This window comes from Microbacterium lemovicicum, from assembly GCF_003991875.1.
Classification (GTDB): Bacteria; Actinomycetota; Actinomycetes; order Actinomycetales; family Microbacteriaceae; genus Microbacterium; species Microbacterium lemovicicum.
On the sequence record NZ_CP031423.1, the window covers coordinates 2301415 to 2322791 of the forward strand.

General features: G+C 63.4%; 15 protein-coding genes. 9 read left to right on the forward strand and 6 right to left on the reverse strand.

Annotation, left to right across the window (positions count from 1 at the left end):
- The first annotated feature begins 41 nt into the window (after positions 1-41).
- Entirely contained in the window at positions 42-221 is a 180-nt protein-coding gene (locus CVS47_RS10805; protein WP_241240119.1) for a MerR family transcriptional regulator, read from the forward strand.
- Between the two features lie 839 nt (positions 222-1060).
- On the opposite strand, the gene CVS47_RS10810 is transcribed toward CVS47_RS10805, so the two are convergent.
- From CVS47_RS10810 to CVS47_RS10820, 3 genes are all read right to left on the reverse strand, one after another.
- Positions 1061-2305 carry an AAA family ATPase gene (locus CVS47_RS10810; protein ID WP_127096086.1) on the reverse strand — a complete coding sequence of 415 codons (1245 nt, stop codon included), beginning with the start codon at positions 2303-2305 and terminating at the stop codon, positions 1061-1063.
- A gap of 210 nt (positions 2306-2515) precedes the next feature.
- Positions 2516-2935, reverse strand: coding sequence for a hypothetical protein (locus CVS47_RS10815; protein ID WP_127096087.1), 420 nt, complete (start codon positions 2933-2935; stop codon positions 2516-2518).
- A 2-nt stretch (positions 2936-2937) separates the two neighbouring features.
- On the reverse strand, positions 2938-3921 hold the full coding sequence (locus CVS47_RS10820; protein ID WP_164734638.1) for a DUF2510 domain-containing protein: 984 nt from the start codon (positions 3919-3921) through the stop codon (positions 2938-2940).
- Positions 3922-4346: 425 nt separating this feature from the next.
- Between CVS47_RS10820 and CVS47_RS10825 the strand changes: the two genes are divergently transcribed.
- From CVS47_RS10825 to CVS47_RS10835, 3 genes are read left to right on the forward strand one after another with little or no spacing between them, the layout of a single operon-like run.
- The gene (locus CVS47_RS10825) at positions 4347-4931 is read left to right on the forward strand and encodes a hypothetical protein (RefSeq protein WP_127096089.1); all 585 of its coding nucleotides are present in this window, start codon (positions 4347-4349) and stop codon (positions 4929-4931) included.
- 20 nt (positions 4932-4951) lie between these two features.
- Positions 4952-7060, forward strand: a complete 2109-nt coding sequence (locus tag CVS47_RS10830; RefSeq protein ID WP_127096090.1) for a hypothetical protein — start codon at positions 4952-4954, stop codon at positions 7058-7060.
- A 21-nt stretch (positions 7061-7081) separates the two neighbouring features.
- Positions 7082-8992: a hypothetical protein gene (locus CVS47_RS10835; protein WP_127096091.1), complete on the forward strand. Its 1911-nt coding sequence runs from the start codon at positions 7082-7084 to the stop codon at positions 8990-8992.
- Positions 8993-9342: 350 nt separating this feature from the next.
- Here the strand turns inward: CVS47_RS10835 and CVS47_RS16860 are convergent, their stop codons facing one another.
- The gene (locus tag CVS47_RS16860; protein WP_206502604.1) at positions 9343-10605 is read right to left on the reverse strand and encodes a hypothetical protein; all 1263 of its coding nucleotides are present in this window, start codon (positions 10603-10605) and stop codon (positions 9343-9345) included.
- A gap of 392 nt (positions 10606-10997) precedes the next feature.
- Here CVS47_RS16860 and CVS47_RS10845 point away from each other — a divergent pair, with 392 nt between their 5' ends.
- Positions 10998-11807, forward strand: a complete 810-nt coding sequence (locus tag CVS47_RS10845) for a hypothetical protein (protein ID WP_127096092.1) — start codon at positions 10998-11000, stop codon at positions 11805-11807.
- Positions 11808-11919: 112 nt separating this feature from the next.
- On the opposite strand, the gene CVS47_RS10850 is transcribed toward CVS47_RS10845, so the two are convergent.
- Complete coding sequence (locus CVS47_RS10850; protein WP_127096093.1) at positions 11920-12201, reverse strand: hypothetical protein; 282 nt, start codon at positions 12199-12201, stop codon at positions 11920-11922.
- A gap of 256 nt (positions 12202-12457) precedes the next feature.
- A complete protein-coding gene (locus CVS47_RS10855; RefSeq protein ID WP_241240120.1) occupies positions 12458-14569 on the reverse strand; it encodes an ATP-dependent DNA helicase in 2112 nt (703 codons plus the stop codon).
- A 724-nt stretch (positions 14570-15293) separates the two neighbouring features.
- On the opposite strand from CVS47_RS10855, the gene CVS47_RS10860 reads away from it, so the two are divergent.
- The 4 genes from CVS47_RS10860 (at position 15294) to CVS47_RS10875 (ending at position 21364) form a co-directional block, all read left to right on the forward strand.
- A complete protein-coding gene (locus CVS47_RS10860) occupies positions 15294-16091 on the forward strand; it encodes a hypothetical protein (protein ID WP_127096094.1) in 798 nt (265 codons plus the stop codon).
- Between the two features lie 334 nt (positions 16092-16425).
- Entirely contained in the window at positions 16426-17547 is a 1122-nt protein-coding gene (locus tag CVS47_RS10865; RefSeq protein WP_127096095.1) for a hypothetical protein, read from the forward strand.
- A 522-nt stretch (positions 17548-18069) separates the two neighbouring features.
- Positions 18070-18474 (forward strand): (deoxy)nucleoside triphosphate pyrophosphohydrolase, encoded by a 405-nt coding sequence (locus tag CVS47_RS10870; protein ID WP_127096096.1) that lies wholly within the window; start codon positions 18070-18072, stop codon positions 18472-18474.
- Complete coding sequence (locus tag CVS47_RS10875; protein WP_127096097.1) at positions 18464-21364, forward strand: DUF3427 domain-containing protein; 2901 nt, start codon at positions 18464-18466, stop codon at positions 21362-21364. Before CVS47_RS10870 ends, CVS47_RS10875 begins: the two co-directional genes overlap by 11 nt.
- Positions 21365-21377: the final 13 nt, after the last annotated feature.

Here is a 21377-nt window from a genome sequence, read left to right on the forward strand (position 1 = left end):
GAGCAAGTGATGTCATTAGTTGCCCACCGAAGGAGACTGTCATGAGCACGTCATCCACCTCACTCGCACTAACCATGAAAGACGCCGCGAAACTCGTCGGCGTCGACTACCGCACAATCAAGCTCGGCATCGAGAACGGGACCATCCCCACAGTGCAACTGGGCCCGCGCCGGATGATCCCCCGTATCCCGCTGCTGCGCGCCTTCGGCGTCGACGCCTAAGCGCCTGACGAATCGTCGGCTGCCCTCGCCCTCGTGGCCGACCGAGCGTCGTCAGTCTCAGGGCCGGTGGTATTGGCATTGACCAATACCGTCCGACGTCGTGACTCCCTACCGATCGCTCGCGGGTCACTCGACCGCTCGCCATGACATCGCAGTCCACATCGCTCGCTATATCGGCTGCAGGAGGAGATGAAACTCGTGGATCTACCTGAACGCTCCCTGCAACTCCTTCAGCGCTTCTCGATACTGCGCGTACTCGTTCGCTGACAGATCTCGACGTCGTTTGTCGTCCGCACAGGCCTGCGACTCTGATTCCCATAGGCGCCGGAGGCTGATATCGGCAAGCTTGAAAAGTCGGATCGATTCAGCACCCTTGGCGGACAAATGCCGCGGCGTTGAAGGCTCTGTTGCGCCACCACGATATCCGCCCTCCATATGGTCTTGAATCTTGTCCAGGTATGGGTGAAAGAGAGTGAACGCGTTGGCCCGATAAGGATTGATTGGTGAACCATCTAGCGCAAGGTACTGCTTCTTTGACTTGCTGTTGCATCGCTCGCATGCGAGGAAGAGGTTGTAAAGTTCGTACGTCCATCGTGGTAGGCCGTTATTGCCGCCCTTTTTCACAAAGTGGTCGATCGAACTTGAACGATGCCCTCGCGCTCCCAAGGGCAGGCTGCAGTATGCACACCGCCCCTTCTGACTTCGGTAGGCCCAGGCGGCAAACTGTCGACGGAAGCGCTTGGTCGCCGAAGACGACCCCCACGCCACTACACCGCCGCCCGCATCCATGGCATCTTGCGGCTCAATCTTGAGGTGTCGCGGAGGCTTCTTCAATCTCCTCATGACGCTGGGCGCTCCCGAACCCTCACAAGCTCGGCGAGAATGGCGTTCACTGTAGGAGTCTCCTCCGAAGAGATACCTTCTAGTCGGATCGCTGCACCGATGATGTCCGAAGGGGTTTGCGCTCCTTGTTCACGTCCCGATATCCAGGTGACTACACGTGTGAGGTCCGCATCGACCGCGGAGTTGCCGACCACCCGTGTACCGAAGATTCGATACAAAATGCCCTCCACGGACATGCCCCTCACGTCGCTGGTTACTTCCTCGAACAACGGTGAGCCATCAGCTCTGAGAACATCGTTGGCGTCAGACACAAGGAACGGTGAATGACTCGCAATGAAAAAATGACTCGCAGCTTCCGGCGGTAGCGTTTCCTTGATCATCGGTATGAATGAAGACTGCCAGTCCGGGTGAGTGCCCGTCTCAGGCTCATCGATTAGAACGAGCGAACCCGGCCGAATAGCAGCTGCGATGCGAACGACCATGGATAAGAGCATTGCCTGGCCAGCGCTGAGCCCCGAATGTTTCGCCTCGAGGCGGCCATCGAAGCGCACATCGAGGGTCAACCCGTAGACGCGGCGCAAGCTCACAAGAAGGATGGCAGGATGCAGGTCGAAATATGTGGCAAGGCTTGCGAGGCGTCGACCGAGAACCTCGCCAGTCCCTAGCGAGCGTGAGATGTCCAGGTCCCGCGCTACATCGGACAATTCTCCATCGAGCGCCTCAATCGCCTGTCTAGGCGGCTTTAGGCCAAAGTTGTCTAGGCTCGGCGCGAGCCTCTCAAGGGTTCCGACTTCGCCAACGGGTCGCACGCGCTTAGCTACAACGATGTCGTAGTCGCCGACACCGACGTGATGTAGCACCGGTCCTAAGTCGATCCGGGTACCCCACGAAGCCATTAGTTCGACGAGGTACGGCCCGAGCGAGGAATTGAGCGACCCTGTCGAGACGGTGTTAGTGGCTTGCCGCAACCCAAGATAACGGTAGGAGTCGTTCCATGCTCGAGGCTTGGGGAACGAGTCGATGACAAGATTGGAAACCGCTAGAACCAGGGGGGCCCGAGAACCCACTTCTTCTCTGCGATCTTCCATCGGTCGCATGGCCCCAGCCGCAAGGTGAGCAAGCAGGCGGCTCTTCCCGGTGCCGTTGGCGCCAATGACAACTGAGAATCGGTGTGCCTCAAGGTCTTCGCCACTTAGACGAAATGAGAAGTCGGGCGACTCGAGGCCCGTCAGCCGGTACACGACGCAAGTCTAGTGATGCTCGCCGTTTGCCGATGTGACCTTGACGACCTCGTGGCAGCGCCTGCGCGTCGCAGTGCTGGCGTGGTTGCCTAGGCCGCCTCTTCGTAAACGCCCGAAGCCCCGCGCTGGTGACACGAATGTCCGCTGATCCGCTTGAATGATTTTGGCGGGGGATCCTGCTCGAGCTTGGAGGGTGGGGCCGGCACGTAGTCAGTGGTGGAGGTGTTCGCGAACGGTTGCGATGTCGTGGTCGTGCTGGCGGACGATGCGATCCCGCCTCGTGGGGAACGCGCTCTTGTGGATCACGACTAGGCGAAGCCCGTTGGCGGGTATGAGTTCGGCTTTGCGTTGGTCGTAGAGTCGTCGCTGCTCTCCGCGCGTGACGCCGGACACGGTTGCTCGGCGATCGAACAGAGGCACGGCCTCGGTGTGCTGTTTCTCCTGGAACTCGACCGCGAGATTCAGATTGGGCCAGTATCCGTCGACTGGAAGTCGGGCGGCTCGACCGGTGGTGGGCGATGCGTCGCCGAGGAGCCAGTCGAAGCGCGCCTGGCGGTTGCCGGGAATGCCCAAGACTTCGTCACAGAGGTCGAGGACGTAGTGCTCGTCGCTCTCAGTCCGTTTCGCCACTCCTACTCCTGTCGGCTGATGAACGCGGCGGCGATGGCTGGCGAGGAGGATGCGCTGAAGCGGAACAGTGATGCGAGTTGCCGATTCGAGACGTTCAGTCGCAGCCCGTCGGAGAACTGTTCCATTCCGACGAGCTTGTCGTACCGGAACTCCAGGGTGCGTTTGTCGCCTGTGAAGATCGCGCGCTGATTCGTGACGGTGAGGACGCCGACGTCCTGCACCTGCATCTGCGTTCCCACAACGACGCTCTTGGCGCGTGCCGCGCCAACGCGGTAACTGACACCTTTCGCGACGCGGATGCTCACACCGTGGGAGCCACCACGCATCTCGCGCACCGTAACTTCCTTCATCAGCGCGACGCCGAACGTGGCTCGAGCAGTTTCACCCGACTTCAACATGACCGGAGCGTCGACCGTCGGGAGGCGTCCATCGTTGAGCCCAGCGATGACCAGTTCCTCAAAGACCGCCATGTCGCGCACGGCGAGCGTTTGAAGGTCGAGATCGAGCGCATCAGCAAGTCGGAACAGCTCCCGCTCTTCGGCTTCGGTGAGGACGTCGTCATCGACGACGTCGCGAATCGCGATTGCTAGCGTGTCCCAGCGGCGTTGCTCCCACTCTTTCGCCTTGTAATGACGCTCAGCGTCGGCGACCAATGCCGGAAGGGCTTCTAACGCAGTTTGATCGCCGTGCGCGGCCGCAAGCGCGGTGGTCTCGAACGAGTCCCGGCCCTGGCGCTTGGCTTGTCGCCGCGAGAGACGCTTGGGCGCGACCTCGACCTCCACGTGCGCGGCGGGCTGCACCTCAACCGCCTGTGATGACGCAATCGCATCAGCTGATTCTTGTACCGCGATTGGTGGAGACGGCACGAGGGCGTCGACAGTCTGTGCGCCGGCGGCCCACACGTGGTCAGTCCACGCTGTCCCATTCCAGTACCGGCGCTCGAACCGCCCGGTGGGATCTTCGTACCAGTCTGCAGGCGTTGTCACGCCGCCGAGTGTAGTGCGAGCGCGCGACCCGCTGCGCGATCGCACTGCGAGTCGACGATCCACAATCGGGCGTCCGCTCGCTTCGGATCCATCAGCGGGCATGCGCGCTTGAGGAGCCGCATCGTGCGCGCACATCCTCGTGAGCCAACGCGCCTAGGGTTGGGCATGGCCGACCACGCGAGGCGAATCGCTGACGAGTCGTGGGATCGGAAGTCACCTGCAGTTCGCCACGAACCTGACCGTCCCGCCCCAGTTCGCGTGACTCGTGACGCGCCGGGACCGCGGTATCCGGGTTTCGGTCGCCTGCCACGCCATGATGAGTACGACCGGGGGAGATGACGTTGTCCATGCCATTGATGTCTGCCGCGCGACGTCGAGGCGGATCCACGAGCCAGACGGCGACCCGGATCCTCATCCTCCTTGACGTGCTCGGCACACCCGTCGCCGCGGACTGCCCCGTCGAGGACGCGGTCGCCGTCGTCTCGTCACTGACGCGAGTCCAGAAGCTCGACTTCTGGCTCCGAAACCCCGACTACCTCGCCGATGAGCTGCTCACGGAGTTCGAGAGCGGGAGAGCTTCGCTGGGTGCCGTGCAGCCTGCGGTGCGCAGGATGCTCGACGGTGACGCGCCGTCCCTGCACCGCTATCCGATGGAGCGGTACATGTACGGCGCGTACGAGTTTATCGACGACGCGCTGTCGGTGCTGAAAATGTACGGTCAGATCGCGCACCGCAGAGCAGCCGACTCCGGGAACCTGGCACGGCGGGACTACTTCCTCCTGACAGCCGGGCGAGACACCGTCCAGAAGATGCGGGCGACCATCCCAGAACTTGCCTGGTACGACGCGCAGGCCGCCGCGATTGAGCTCATCCCTGACGCGTCCCTCGGTGCGACGGCGAAACGCCGCCAGTACGAGCAGCCTGAGTATGAGGCGACCGCGCATGGGGACGTGATCCCATCAATCCTTGACCGTGTGACAGCTCGCGCGACGAGCTTGGGAGTGCTGTAACGCCGATGGAGACGAACACTGTGGACTGGGTCGAAGCGGTCACGGAGAAGGCCGGTGGGGTGCGCGATGACGTCGCGTCCATCCTCGGCAGTTATGGGATCTCCGGCCCCCGTCCGGTCCCGTCACGGCGAAACCTGCGCCTGAGTGCTGTGCACTTCGCGGGAGTGAAGAACCTTCAGTCCGGTGAGGACCCGGACTCCCGCACCTACGTGCCGTTCTCCTTCACCCGCGCGTTCACCACCCCGGTCACCGCCCTGGTCAGTGACGGCAAGAACGACGCGGGTAAGAGCTCAACACTGGACATCGTGTCGTGGGGTTTGCGGGGCATCGCCAACGTCGCGCCCGACGTGAAGAAGTGGCTCCGACAGGTGTGCCTGCTGTTGGAGATCAGCGGTGAACGGGTCCTCATCGCGTGGCGTGTGGACGACGGGATGCCGACCGGTTCCATCCTCGCGTTCCCCTCGCAGCAGACGGCGGACCTGCATGAGATGGAGAGCATCGCGCTGGACGCGATGCACGCTCTGAGCGCCGAATCGCAGCTCACGGGCGCGCCCGTCTTCGGGGTGACGGTGCCCGTGGACGATCTGTTGACACGACTGCGTGGCGCGGGTGCCTTCACCGTGAGCGCGTTCGAGGGTGACGAGGACATGGCCCGCGCTATCAACGACTTCATGCTCGACCGGTTGGGCTTGGACACGCTCACCCAGTGGCAGCGGAACAGGGGCGCCACGGACGGCGATGATGGCACGACTGCGGAGCACGCGTGGCCGTTGTGGTCGCAGGCGCTGGTCATCGCGAAACCGAGCGTGAAGTCCGCCATCGGTGAGGTTCCCACGCAGGCGGTCGCCGTGCTCAACACGTTCCTCGCCACAGAGTGGAGCGCGACGCGGAGCCTTGCTCGCGCGCAACGCAGGTCCGTCGATGCGACTCTCGCGGGAATGAAACGACGGCGGGCACGTGACGCTGATGCGCGGCAGGCTGGGGCGCTGGAACTTGAGGCGGAGCGGGCGACGGTGCAGGCGGAGCTGGATGCGCTGCCCCCAGGCAGTGGGCAGGGGATGCGTCTCGTCGAAGCGGTCACCGCTGCGACGGGCGAGATCACTCGCACCCAGCGGTGGCTGGCGGAGGCGGCGCTTGCGTACGGTGTCGCCGGCCGAGCGTTGGAGGCCGCCGAACATGACCTGGCCGCGTTGAAGGAAGCGGCGGTCACGAAACGGTTCTGGCACTCGCTGAAGCCGTCCTGTTGTCCCCGATGTGACGCGCAGGTCCAGCAGGTCCAGTGGGAGCGGGAACTCGACGGGGCATGTTCGCTGTGCAACAACCCCATCGACCCTGACCGTGATGACGATGCACCTGAGGCCCCGTCGGAGGAGGACGCCGACCCGGTCGATCTGGCTGAGGAGCACGTGGAGAGGTGCGCGGCTGAAGCGGAGCGCCTCTCGACCGTCCACGACGAGGCGGGCGAGGCAGCCCGCCTCGCACAGGTGACATTCGAGGAAGCGTCCAACGCACTCAACCATGCGCAGGGCGACCCGGTGAAACGGCAGACGCTCGAGCGGCGCCTCGGATTCCTAGACGGTCAGATCCAGGAACGTTCGATCATGTTCGGTGAGGATCCCGACGAGGAACGACTGAGCGCGGAGCAGGCTGTCCTTTCCGCGGCGGAGACGATCTCGGATACGGAGGCGAAGAAGGACTTCAGGTCGGCGCTGGAGTCGGTGAGCGCGCAGATCACCGAACTGGGGAAGCAGCTCGGGATCAGCAACCTGGAGTCAGCAACCCTGAAAGGCAACGCGCATCTGCCGGTCGTGAAGGGCGGGGAGTCCACGAACTTCGGCGACCTCACCGACGGTGAGCGGCTGCGGTTGAAGATCGCGTTGGTCGTCGCGCTCCTGGACGTGGGGACAACCTCGGGGCTCGGACGGCACCCGGGACTGCTTATCGTCGATTCCCTCGCTCGTGAGGAGTTGAACCACGAGAATGCAAAACTTCTGCTGACCGAGTTGAACCGGGTCGCCGAAGCGTACGGCCTGCAGGTCATCACGGGCACCGCGCATAGTGACCTGGTGGACGCCGTGCTTCCTGACGAGGCAGTGCAGCGACCGATGGATACCGGGTTCATGTGGTGACAGGAAAGGTGAGGAGCGACGATGGCCTCAACGGTGCTGGATGTGCTCGACACACTCGAGGGCGCACCGACCCTGGACGCGCTCGGCGGTGAGCATGGGATCTACGAGTCTGCGGACGTTCTCGTCCACGACTCACGGGTCGTCGAAGTCGCTGTCGCCCTTTGCAACGGGTGGGGCGCCCTCGATGACCAGGACGCGGCCCGCCAGCTCCTCCTCGGCGCTGTGGAGTCGATCCCCGCCTTCAGCGCCGGAGACCTCTACGACGTGCTGCTGACCTCCGAGTCTGTCCTCCCGCAGATCTCCACGGACCTCGAACAGGCGTTGAAGCACCGAGCGGAGCAATCCGGCCTCGCACGCGACTTCGCTCTGGAAGCTTGGACCAGGCTTGCTCTCGGGAACTTCGGGACAATGGCACTGCACCTTCGCGCTGCCCTTCAGGACGGGAGCAGCGCGCCGGACGCGACTCCGACCCTTGTGCGAGCGCTCGGTGCTGCACTGTCGAAGTGGGGGGACGAGAACCTCCGCACTGCGCTGCACACGCTCACCGAACATGACGATCTTAACTCGGACGCGGCGATGGAGCTCGGGCTCGACTGGGTCGCCCGAGCGACCGCACGCACCGAACTCGACGACGTTCGCTCCGGGCTGGGAGAGGCCCAGCATTGGTTCGATGCGGCGTCCGCTGATGAAGGTCGACCAGACGCTGTCGCGTTCCACGCGGTCATCAGCGGCGTGCTCGACCAGGCCGACGGGCACTCGGTCACCGAGGAGCGCTACCAGTCGATCTGCGACTCTGTGTACGGGTACCTAGACGGATATCACGGTGTGTCCCGTGGCTGGCGTGCCGCTCGGGGGGAGACGTCCACCGCATGGCTCGAGCTGCTGAATCAGCTGCATCAGGCGGACACTGACGCCTGGTACGACCCACCACGCACCATCGAGAACCTCGCCCGGACCCTCGCAGCAGAGACCACGATGACCCTCGTCGTCAGTCAGGGCGGAACGGGACAAGCGGGGATCCGCGCACTCGTGCAACCGCACGTGGACAACCTGGTGAAAGGCAACGGCGCCATCCTCTCCCACGTGCGGAGGTGGCTCGATGCGGCACCATCGGGCACCGAACAGGACACCCGCGCTGCGGTGGAAGCGCTGCTGGTGCAGCTGGAGACCCCACCAAAAAAAGCGGGCGGCGAGTCGACCGCCATTCCGGAGTCGATTCGCGACCGCCTGAACCTGACCCCCGGTGACGCGACGATCCTCGCCGACGTCGCAGCGGAGCACCCGGACCTCACACACGTCTACGAGCAGCTCGCCCTGTACAGCTATCCCGTCGGCTACGCGGAGTCGGTATTGCTGGACCAGCTGCTGGACGCCTGTGAACAGTACGCGCAGGGTGGGATCAGCCAGTACCGATATGAACTCGGGCTGGTTCTGAAGCATGTCGTGCGGTTCGCCGCCTTCCACCTCGATGAAGGACAGAGTGGGCAGCGTGCATCCCCATGGATGGCTGATGACAAGCCCTGGCCCCTCGAACATGAGCTCGCCGACGACCTCAACAGGCAGCTGCGCATGTCCGGGCTAACCTCCGTCGTCGAGCAGTCCAACACCGCCGGCGGACGCGTCGACATCGCCATCACGTTCCCTCGATGCCGGATCTGCATCGAAGTGAAACGCACCGACCAGGACCTGAGCGACGACCAGCTCGTCGCAGACTTCGGACCTCAAGCCGTCCAGTACGCAGCGACGGATGTCCCTGTCGCCCTGCTGGTGACCGCCGATTACCTGCGCCGCACGAAAAGACTCGACCTAACCGGAGCATTCCACGTGGCCCCGCTCCGCCTGCAGAAGCACTCACGGCAGAACGCGCTTGTCTCCGTTCGCATGCAAGCGAACGTTGCCACACCGTCGGCCTCATCACCGTCACGGATCTAGATATCCGTGCTGTCGCTCCTGTGGCTTTGCGGCAGCCACGCGCTCGTGTGGCCAACCACGAGGTAGAACCCCGGCTGGGCATCCGGGCGATCGTCGACGACGGGGTTCCCTGCTTCGTGGACTTCTGCGATCGCGGCACTGCGGGCAGCCTGCAGCGCTGGAGTGTACGTGTGTCGCTCTGCTAGCTCGCTCGCGAACCAGCGGAGGATCCGCTGCTGCTCGGAGGCGACTTCTGCGTTGACCCCCGGGAGCGCAGACTTGTTGCAGGTCACTGATTGCTCGTGAGCCGCGAAGCGAGAAGACCCCGGAGCCTTGCGGCCCCGGGGTCTTCTCATTCCATCAGACCGGAGTCAGGACACAGCGCGCTCGATCGGCTCGATGCGCCAGCCGTACGCAGGGGCGCCGGGCACCTGCTGCCATTCCTTGTCGCACTTCGAGCACATGATCGTCGGGCTGTGCTCGCGGAATCCCGGGATGTTGTCGTGCTCCTCGAGGATCGTGCCGTTCCCGCAAGGGCACCGGTACTCGAAGCGCTCGATGGTGCCGTCACCTGCGCCCCAGCCCCCGTGGGAAGAACGTTCTTCGTCGATCAGCTCCGTACGGATGCCCTGCGAATCGGGCGAGGTGCGTGCCCAGTCCAGGACAGCCTCGCGCGCTGCGTCGACGAACTCAGCGGCAGCATGAAGATCGACGAGGATCCGCACGAGGTCCTGCGGGTGCATCGCTACGCCATGGTCGTTGTCCAGGACTCCTGCGCGGTAGTCGTAGGCGAGGTTCTCCCGGGAGCCGAAGTCGCCACGCTCGCCCGACGGGTCGACCTGAGCGACGAGCCACTCGTGGAACGGGCTCGTCAGCGGCTCCGCCTGCTCGTCCACGCCGTTCCAGCGAGCTGGGGTCTCAGCGGTGGTCCGGAACTGCTCGAGCGCGCTCTGCAGGTACAGGTACCCGGGCGGACGGTGATGGTGAGCCCGTATCGATGAGCTCGAGCCGCGCTGGTTGCGACGCATCCGTCGTGCGTACTCGACCTGCTGCGGGTCGAGTCCGAAGTTCGCGTTCGGGCTCATCTCGCCCGGGGAGCTATCGCTCATCGGCAGATCGATGGCGGCCGCAGCCCAGATCGCGATCCCGTTATCGACGTGAGAGAACTTTCCCAGCCATTCCGAGAAGAGCTCCTCCGCGGTGTGCTTGAGGTTATAGCTGTACGCGTCGGAGGTCGGCTCGTCGATCGTCGAGAACATCCGCAGCACCTCGCAGACGAGCACCAGTTCGATGAATGAGTCTTCGCTGCTCATGCGGATCGGATATGTCTCATCCGCCCACAGGCCGGATCTACCCAGCAGAGTCGCTCGCTCTCCCGTCGAGGAGAACGCACCTGTGTCGTCGTCATCCTGGACCGGTTCCGACAGCACCGGGTGTTCGGTCAGTACCGCGATCAGCTTGCGTGCACTGATCCGCTCGCCGAGGATGCCGTGCGCCAGGGGGTGCTTCATCAGGCGCAGCGCCCGGGTGTACTTCATGCCGGTGAACCGGCTCCACGCGCGCGCATCGCGCTGGATGTCGACGTCCAGATCAGAACGGTCGCTGGAATCGACGGATACGGCTGTCGAGCTCATTGTCTTCTCTTCTTCCGGGCTCAATGCTCGGCACCCCACGCCTGCCTCGCGAACGCCCTATGAAGGAGAGAGAACGGAACAGGACTGCTTCTCTGGATCACCATGGTTGTCCTCGTCGCCGCGATCACGTGGGAATCGCGACTCGGAGATGGGCGGTCCAGAACCGCCCACAGACAACGATACTCCCGCGAGCCGAGATTCGATGGGACGTTCCCTCCGGAGTTCTCTTCGGCAAGCGGCGTCCCCTGCGGCAACATAGGCTCGTGGCGGACCCCGATGCAGCAGACGACGAATCAGTCCACGAGATGCAGCTCGCATCGGAAGTCGCGCGCCGGCTAGTGTCCCAGTGCCGTGCTCATGTCGAGAAGTCCAACCGGAAGATCGGCGATCGCGTGAACAGCGCTCCCGCCGACACGCCCTGCGGCACGGATTTCCGGCGCGCCACGGCCGGAGAGCATCTGTATGCATTCGAGCACTCCATCAAGCGGCTGGAAGCGTTGACGAACGCGCTCGTCTCGCACCTGCGCGGACTGCAGGTGCTGCTGTCGGACGACACGTTCTACCCGCTCCCCGCCATGGCGATCGCCAGGTCGATCGCCGAGGTCTCGAGCTCAACGGTCTGGACTCTGCGCCAAGGGCTCTCCTCCGACGAGCGTGCGGCGCGCAGCTACGCGGCGCTGTTCGCGATGCTCGAGAAGGGCATCGAGTCCGGAGGTGCTGAAGAAGCGCCCCGCACACGAGCCCTCAGGGAAGAGCTCGCCGCAAGACTCGAGAGCGGGCGCCCGAAGGTTCAGATCATCCGCCGCGTCAAGGACGATGTCACTCTCGACGACGTCGCCCAGGTCCGAGTCGGCAAGGCCGGCGCCAAGACGCGGTTCCAGTACACGCAGCGGCTCAGAGACGAGATCCCCATCATCAGCGGGCTCTACGACCACATGTCCGCGGCGACTCACGGCGGACATGCTGCGGTCAGCGCATCGTTCGACACCCCTGCGTCATACGCCCGAGGGATCGGCCATATCGCCCTCGAGTCGACGAAGGCCTGGTCGCTCGCTGTGCACACCTGGCTCGGCGTGACGCCGGCGCAGTCCTGGAATGAGGCTGACCTGCAGAACCTACGGAACTCGATCCCCGCGGCCGACAGAACGGAGTTCGAAGCCGAGCTGGCGGCCCAGCGTGAGGCCCAGCGCGAGGGATCGTGATGCTCACCACTAGCGTTCGCCGACGGTAGGTATCGCCAGCTCGGCAAACTCCGAGGCCGGCCAGCCAGCCCTGGTCAACCCGGCGGGACGAGGGTCTGCCACGCGATGTCGATCACACAGAGTCCATCGTCGGTGCCGCGGTAGCAGACGTCCCCGGGGTAGGTATCCCCGCGTGTCGCGCCATCGGGGAGTCCTTCGAGGGGTTGATCATCCACTGCGGATCGAGGGGCGCTTCCTCGATCCAGTGCTCCCCGGTGAAATGCTCGGGCTCACTCGCCGACAACCCTGCCCAATCGGTCGGCTCGCCGAGGTCGGCGACCGAGTCGTCGCAGATGATCTCGGATCGTTCGCCGGCGGACAGGTCCATGATGAGTAGCTCGGTGGTCTCGATCACCTGGGCGCCGTCGGGTCCCCAGATCAACGTGTCGACCGAGCATCCCGTCATGGCGGCAGCGAGCACCGCGACGCTCGCCGGCCGCCGCTCCACGAACGATCACCACCATCGGAACCTATCTGGCTTGTCGAACGGAAGCCGGTCCTCCATCAGAACAGACAAGGAGATATCGCGAAGGGCCCTGCTGCCCGATCCGACCCCGCCCGGATAGCCGGCCGGCACGCTTGCCCGTTGCACGCTCGCCAATCGAACGCCGCTACATCCCGATCCCACGCCCCGCATTCGGTGCCCCAACAATCGGCCCCGTCGCCATCGCCGCCACATCCCGCGCCCGTGCCGCGAGCCGCATCTTGGCCTGAGCCGCGCGCACAGCATCCTGCATCGTCAGCTCCGGCGTTCCGCGCCGCATTGACTCGGCGAGACACTCGCGGGCGGCGGCATCCGTCCCCGCGACGACGATCGCGCTGTTGTGCACCCGCCCGCGAGTGAGTCCGACGTATAGGCCCGCCGCGTCGACATCCGGCCCGACCACGGAGGCGTCGGCGGTTTCGCCCTGTACGCCATGCACCGTCGACGCGTAGGCGAGCTGCAGGTGCTCTCGCGCGTATTCGGCAGACACTCGCCGCAACTCCCCGCTGTCGCCGACCGACACAAGATGGACGAAGTCGTCGCGGATGGCGCGCACGATCCACTGCGCACGATTCTCGACGCCCGTGAGCCGGTCGTTTCGGCGGGTCTGGACGGTGTCGCCGACGAGGATGCGCTGCTCTCCCATTCCCCACGCGAGCACGCCGGGATTCAGCTCGCCGTGATCGACGCGCCGCTGCTGGATCGCGTCGTTGATGGCATCCGCCTCAGCGTTGGTACCGGAAACCAACGTCACCCGCTTGCCGCGCGCATGCCATTCGAAGTAGGCGTCGATCATCCGCTCACGGGCTGCGTCGTGATGATCGACTTGCTCGACATGACCGCGCTCCGCCAGCTCACCCGCGACCGCCAGCGCGTGCTCGCGGTCGCTCGTGTCGCGCAGCCGCAAGGTGAGCGCCGCGTACTCGGGATCGCGAAACCGATGCACCGTATCCAGCTCAACCGCGGCGTTCGCATGCCGGATCGCTGAACCCATCGCACCGGAATGTCCGACCGGCAGTGCCTGGTGCGTGTCCCCGACGAACGCGAGTCCGACCCCCTGCTCGATCGCGAGGTCGACGAGGACGTTCGCCGTCTGCAGATCGACCATGCCAGCTTCATCGACCACGATCCGATCGCGAGAACGCAGCACATACTGCGCCGGCCCGCCGTACGTGGCACCCGTGCGGGGATCAAGCTCCCCCACACGCAGTCGTGTCCGCACCATCGCACCAGCCTCATCGGCACCCCACCGGTAGCCGTGGTCTCCGAGCAGTGCATGAATACTGGATGCCGCAGCACCGACCTCCCGAGACGCCACAGACGCCGCTTTCCGGGTTGGAGCGACGACGAGCATGTGACGCCGCTGCGCCCCAAGCGCCGCGAACGCAACACGCAGCATCGTCGTCTTGCCTGTGCCAGCGGGGCCGGTGACGGTTACGAGCCCATCCGTCCCGGCGATAGCGGACGCCGCAACGCTTTGCGAAGCATCCAGTGTCGAGATGTCCTCGTTGGCCGCGAACCAATGCAACTCATCGGGCAGAAGCGAGCGCCCCGCCCGGGCGAGCACGTCAAGGTGTCCGGCGAGGCGCACCCTGGCGCGGACTGTCTCGGTGGCCATGTAGGCCTTCACGTGCGCGGGTGGAACCTCCGCAACGAGCCGATAGACGGCCTTCGCGGCGCGCGTCGTGATCTCGACGATCACGACGTCGAGCTGATCGCGTGGCGCAACGATGCCGGTGCGTGAGAGCGCGCGCGTTGCTCCGGCGCGGATGTCGAAGGTGCTGAATCTCCCGCCGCTTGATGCGGACCGTTCATCCGCATCCACGATCGCCGCAGCAGCCAGCAAATCTAGGTCGAGGGCGTGCGGGTCTGTCGCAGCGACTACAGTCGGTGCACGCGCGGTGACCAGGTCGGGATCGATCGCCGCGATCTCGTCGCGGACGCGCGACTCCCACGAGGCCTCGTCGAGGTCTGGTGGCTTGTTCGGTCGCGCGACCGCCCACGCGCGCCGGTCGATCTGATGGAGCAAGTCGACGCTCGGCGCAGATCCCCCGTGCGCCGCCGACCACTCTTCGATCAGGCGCGCGCGGTTCGCCTCGATCTGTGCCGATCGGCGCGAGAGCGGGCGGACGGCGCCGGCGAGTTCTGCGATCTTACTTGCTGCACGGCTCGCTTGGACGGGACGATCATCGTGGGCCGCGATTGTCCTCGCGGCCGGCGGATACTTCGGTGCGATCATCGCATCGGACCTTAGCTTTGAAGCCTCCGGTGACGCTCCCAACAGAATCGGCTACCTCGTCTCAATCGCGGTGCTACTGGCCGGATTCGCAGCTGTCTTCGTGCTTGTTCCAATCGCCTTCGTCTCGGGAATCGGGTTGCTTCGTGCGGGCCGAAAGGCACGGGCGAAGGCGCTTCGGAAATTCAAGATTCGTCACGTGCTCTCCGATCAGTGGGTCCAGCACCTCGCCGGCCCGGTCTATGCCTCGGCCGCGCTCCTCGGGCTCCTTACCGCCGTACCACTGGCATATGCACTGCTGTTCTGGACAACTGTTGCGTTGGGCGTTTCGTACTAGGCATCCCGGGATCAGCCAAGCCGCGGCCGAGCAGGCGTGACAAGTCGCCCCGGCTAGGCGGCAACTCAAGCTGGTCGTGAGGAACGCAGATCGGGTCCTGACCGCCCGCAAACCCGATGGCCTAGCGCGCCGAGCTCCGATTGATGCCTTGCTGACGCGGACACCCGCATACGGGCGGACACAATGGGCAGACATGAAGCGCCGATCACGACCGTCGGTCCGCTTGCGCGCGCAACGAGGGCTGCGCCGTGGTCGCAGCCGTATCCATACCTTCTCGATCACCACGAAGCAGAGTTGCCGTAACCCGGCAACGAAATCCATCAGTCCCCCGAGCATTTCGTCGCGATGGGTGAGATGGCGGGACAATGCCCCGACGTTACACTCGGGCGCATGGCGATCACAAAGACCCACGCGACTGACGCGCTACAGGTCGGCGACGCATTCGACTTTTCTGATCTCAGCTCGCCCGTCGATGGTGCTCTAGAAATGTTCCCCGAGGTAGAGGTGGCAGTGCAGGCTGCAACGGCATCCGCGCGAACGGCGATCTCGATGTGCTATTCGATGAACAGCCTCCGCAAGATAGCGGAGGGAAAGGCGGTACGGGGCAAGTTCACCAGCGAAGCGCAGGACTGCCTCCGGGCCGCATTACTTTTCAGCGGTGCCGGGCTTGACACGGCACTAAAGCGACTTGCTGGGGAAGCCATTCCCATGCTTGTGGAGTCCGATAAGGACGTCGTGAAGAAGCTCGAGGAGTTCGCCGAAAAGCGAATCAGCGATGCTTCAGGCAACGCGAGCCCGAAGGAATTGATCCGGCTCCTCCTTGGAACGGGAGCGAGCCCTCGCGATGTCATGATCAAGCGATGGATAGACAGTCTCGAGGCGAGTAGCGCTCAGTCGGCTGAGAGGGTGAGCGAGATTGCGAGCGCCGTGGGTGTCGTCTCACCCGATCTTCGAAAGCGCATAGCGCCCACGAAAAGCCGCTCGTCGATGCTAGAGAAGGCGTTCATCGCTCGAAATCAGATCGCTCACGAATTGGATGTCACCAAGCCAGAGGAGGCGGCACGTAAGCGCCTCGAGAGCATCCGGCAATACAGGAACGTGGACGTGATGATCTCACTTTGCCAAGAAATCCTCGACGTGACGCAGGACATTGTGAACGACGTCGTCACCCGTGTGAAAGCCGCATAACGACCGGCTTCGGGGCGAGAGACTCCGTTAGGTCAATCTTTTCGCGCGGCTTTGCGATCGACCCCATCCATGGCGGCGTCCGAGATGCCCACCTACCAGCCACGACACTCGGCCAAACGCCGCGTGTATCGACAAGCGACCGGACTTAGTCGGGCGTCAAATCAAGGCCCTTGTTCACTCGGAGCCGTCCTAGGGGGATGTTCGACGCCCGAGCAGGGCGACGTGCGCAAACTTGCACAAGATCGGATCCGGGAAAGAGATAGAAGCGATCGTTCCCGCCTGGGACGCCTCTGGAGCTTCGCGCTGGCTCCCCTGCGGCATCTATGCTGGCCACGTGGTGGACGCGAGATATCGGCTGGTGTGGCCGAAGCCGCTGTTTACCTGGGAGGCGCAGCGCGTACTCGCGCTCCCCGAAGAGATGACGTTCGCGGCCACTGAACGGTTATTGGCTGAGGCTTTCAGCGACGAATCGGTATTGCTCGCGTACCGTAACCTCTTCGTCGCGTGGCGGGTCCAGGACGACGATTACCATCTAAACCTTCGAAGCTGGCTTATGGATCTTGTGGCGGACGACGCTCGCTTGCTCCCATATGTGCTGCCCCGCTACTACGCAGAGCGTGAGGGCCACTCGGCCAGACCCGATCAGTCCGTCGGCGGGTTGGGTGTTCAGTTCGCGACCTTGCTGAGGCAGATGCAGGAGGACGGCTACTTTCCCCTCGCGCTTCCACGAGACTGCGTGGATCATCCGACCGACTGGTACGAGGTGGGCGATCGGGTACGCCAAGCGGTACTCATCGACTTTCGCTGGGACGGACAACGAGACCAGGCGGATGCGTGGGGTCGGCCGCTGTTGTTTTCATTAATCGAGTACTTTCACGACAATGCGCAACGGCCGCGGACGGTCGGTTACATCCACGATCACGGAGACTGCGGTCCGCACTATGCGGATCACGATGCAGAGTCAGGCGAAGCGGTCTACCGATGGCGAGTGAATGAACTCCTGGACCGTCACCGGGTCGACCTGAACCTAGGGAGAGCGGGCGACGAACGAGGGCGCCTGGTGCATCGATTCGGCACGCCGTTAGACGACGCCGCAGATCGACGTGCGGCGCAGGAGGCGGACGATCCGGACGACGAGGTCGCCCACGCGATCAGGGATTTTCGAGCCCGAGGCGCATCGGCGACGCAGAAGCGCGGGGCCCTGGTCCTGTTAGCCGGCGCACTCGAGGCTCGACGACAGGAGGTCAAGGTAGTGCTCGGTAAAGACGAGGGCGTGCTGTTCCGTCTGGCAAACGAGTTCGGTCTCCGTCATCGGAACGACCGCCAACGCATGGATTACGGGGATGAATTCCTCGACTACATGTTCAGCGCTTACTTGGCCGCGGTCATGCTGATGGAAGCGCTAGAGCGTCGTAGAGATGGTCAGACTGCCGCCACACAATCGAACGTGCCCTAAAGGCGCTCGCCCGAACCTTCCGTGGCTCGCGCTGTAGCAGGCCAGGAAGGCTCAGTCGGCCAAGATGTGCTCCCCTTAGCCGTACACCCCATGTCGGCATGGCGCAGACAGCGCAGCTCAAGCGAACTCTCGAACTAGCGGGTATTGGAAGGGTCGTGACCAATATTGAAGTGACCTATAGCGCGGACGGGTCTGTCGCGCAGGAAGTTCTGCTCGGTGGTAGCCGAGTCGAGCCAAAGCCATTGGCAACCATCACCGATGACGAGAACTTAAGCGCGTGGCGAACGCTGTTCGTGTCTTCGTCTAAACTGGCCCGCTCGGTTGCTACGCCCCGCACTCTGCGCAACCGCCTGCCTTCGAGCCCTTCACAAGCATCGCCCGGGTGGCCCTCTCCGGTAGTCTTCTCGCAATCCGCTCACAGACGCGAAGCGACTCCTTCAATCCACGACGCACCTCCGTGCGGAGTGTTCACCTAGTCATTCGGCGTTGGCAATAGGCTGGCGTCGAGACTCTGGAGACCGCGTGAAAAAGCAGATAAACGTCGTGGGTGCAGTCATCGTCCAGGACGGCCAGGTCCTGTGCGCTCAACGCGGGCCCGCGGGGAGTCTGGCTGGACTGTGGGAATTCCCCGGCGGAAAGATCGAGCCTGGCGAAACGGCTCCCGCGGCGCTTGAGCGCGAGATTGCCGAAGAACTCGAGTGCCACATCTCGGTCGGCGATGAAGTAACTACGACGCGACACGAGTACGAGTTCGGCATCGTCACTCTCACAACCTTCTACTGCGAACTGGTCGACGGGACGCCAAACTTGACCGAGCACGCCGAAGTGCGGTGGTTGCGGCCGGACCTGCTCGGCACTCTCGATTGGGCGCCTGCCGATGTTCCAGCCGTGAACCGTATCGTGTCCGACTGCTCACATGCCGGTTGACTTCGAGTGGGCTGCACCCCTTGGGCGCGATGTTGAGTACGGCTATCTGAACCGATCAGTCGATGCGCCGAAGCAACTACATCCCCAAGTCGTGACGAATGACGATTCGACCACGATGCTTCGCGCCATCCGGGAAGAGCTCCGCAACTCTGAGTACTTCAGCTTCTCGGTCGCCTTCGTGTCCCCGCGAGCAATCGCACTTCTCAAGCAGGAGTTGATCGATTATTCCGGCCAGGGGACCATCATCACCTCGGACTACCTCGGCTTCAACTCACCGGCGGCATTCGCCGAGCTCTTGAACTTGCGCAGCATCGGCATCGATACGAGGCTTCACGGCGCTACTGCCTACCACCCGAAGGGGTACATATTTGGGTATCCCGATCGGCTAACCGGGATCCTGGGGAGCTCGAATCTGACGGAGAACGCGCTCGTCCGCAATCACGAGTGGAACCTGAAGGTCTCGGCCACGCGCAATAGCGACCTTGCACGCCAGTTCATGCGCCTGACTGACGCGCAGAAGCAAGATTCTGTGCCGCTGTCAGCTGAGTGGATCAACGATTACGCCCGGACGTACATCCCGCCCGCGCGACGGGAGTCCGCTTCTCCGGGCGTTTCTTCGCAGAGTCTTGGGACCGTTCTGACCCACCCACAGGTGACCCCCAACGAGATGCAACGCGACGCGCTACGCGCAATCGCCGAGATGCGCCTGCAGGGCAAGCGAAAGGCGGTGGTCATTTCCGCGACTGGCACAGGCAAGACCATCCTGTCGGCGCTTGACGTTCGCGCCTACGGCCCGCGAAGGATGCTGTTCATCGTGCACCGCGAGCAGATTCTCGACCGCGCCATCAGCGAGTTCCAACGAGTGCTAGGTGCGCCAGCGTCCGACTTTGGGAAGTTGACCGGCGGGCACAAGCATGGAAACCGTCGATATGTATTTGCCACAATTCAGACGCTGTCGCAGCCCGAGGTGCTCGCAACCTTCGCCGCAGACGCCTTCGACTATGTCCTGATCGACGAAGTTCACCGTGCTGGCGCCCGGTCGTACGGCCGCGTGCTGGACTACCTCACGCCCGACTTCTTGCTTGGCATGACGGCGACTCCCGAGCGCCCTGATTCCTTCAACGTCTTCGAACTGTTCGACTACAACGTTCCGTACGAGATTCGCCTGAATCGCGCTCTCGAGAACGACATGCTCGCGCCTTTTCACTACTACGGGGTTGCGGATGTCACCTTCGAGGACGGCATCACCACCTCGATAGACACGGACCTTTCCCTGCTCGGCTCACAGGTGCGAGTGGAGCACATCCTCCACGCCATCGAGCTCTACGGCCACGCGGGGGCGGAGGTTCGTGGACTGATTTTCTGCGGTCGCAAGGCTGAGGCTCATCTGATGAGCGAGCGGCTCAACGGATCCTGGGTTCGAGGGCAGCGTCTCAGAACGACCGCTCTGACTGGCGATGACTCAATCGAGCACAGGGAACGCATCGTTCAACAGCTGGAAGCGGGCGAGCTCGACTACATCCTGACCGTCGACGTCTTCAATGAGGGCGTAGATATCCCCTCCGTCAACCAGGTCATCATGCTGCGGCAGACGCAGTCGAGCATTATCTTCGTACAGCAGCTCGGACGCGGACTTCGGAAGCATCCTGGCAAGGAGTACCTCGTCGTCATCGACTTCATCGGGAATTACGCGAACAACTACCTCATCCCGATTGCCCTGTTCGGCGACGACTCGCTCAACAAGGAGTCTCTACGCAAGAACCTCATCGCGGCGGAGGAAACTGGCGTCCTCGCGGGTCTATCTAGCGTCCGGTTTGACCGCATTGCCCAGGAGCGAGTACTTCGTTCGATCGTTAGCACCGACATTAGTAGCCGGCAAAGGCTCAAGGCTGCGGTCGAAATTCTGCGGAATCGCCTGGGCAAGATGCCTTCATTGCATGACTTCCTGCGGTTCGAGTCCGTTGACCCCGTCATCCTCGCGACCGAAGCCGACAACTATCCCACCCTGCTCGAGAAGCTGTTCAAGCACACGACCGGATTGTCAGACCGCGAACTCGCGGCTTTGACGCTGCTCTCGAAGGAAGCACTCGCCGCGAAACGTCCGCATGAACTACTCATCCTTCAGACTCTCTTGAGCGATGGCGCAGTGACGCACGACAGACTCGGCGAACTTTTCGCACAAGCGGGCGCCTTGGCTACACCGCTGCACGTCCGAAGCGCGATTCGCACTCTCACCCTCGAGTTCCACAACGAAGCTGAGCAGCGCAGATACCTGCATCCCATTGCTGTACGCAACGCTGACACGGTTTCGCTGAACGAGTCGTTCCGCGACTCGTACTCCCGGTCATCCGAATTCGCTATCGCCGTCGATGACATCGTTCGTACGGGCCTCGAGCTAATCCACGATCGATACAACGCCGACACGCCATTCACTCCCGGGCGGCAGTATTCGCGGAAGGACGCTTGTCGCCTGCTGTGTTGGGACAGTAGTGGCGCCGCGTCGACCATCTACGGGTACAAGGTCGATCAAGCAACCGCCACCTGTCCCATCTTCGTGACCTACCACAAGGCAGCCGATGTGTCGTCGAGTACCGCGTACGAGGACAAACTGCTCGACCGCCAAACGATGGAGTGGTTCTCGAAGAGCAAACGAACGTTGACGAGTCCCGATGTCGCGCCCATCGCCGCAAACAAAGTCAGAACGTACGTGTTCTCTAAGAAGGAGGACGCAGACGGGTCAGGGCACTACTTCCTCGGCCAAGCCGTCTCATCGGACGCCGAGGAGACGCGGATGATCGACGGACTTCCGGTCGTTCGGATGCGCCTCCGATTCGATGCACCAATCGACCACGCTGTGTACGACTACTTCCATCCCGTCGTCATGAGCTGAGCAGCGCCTTTGT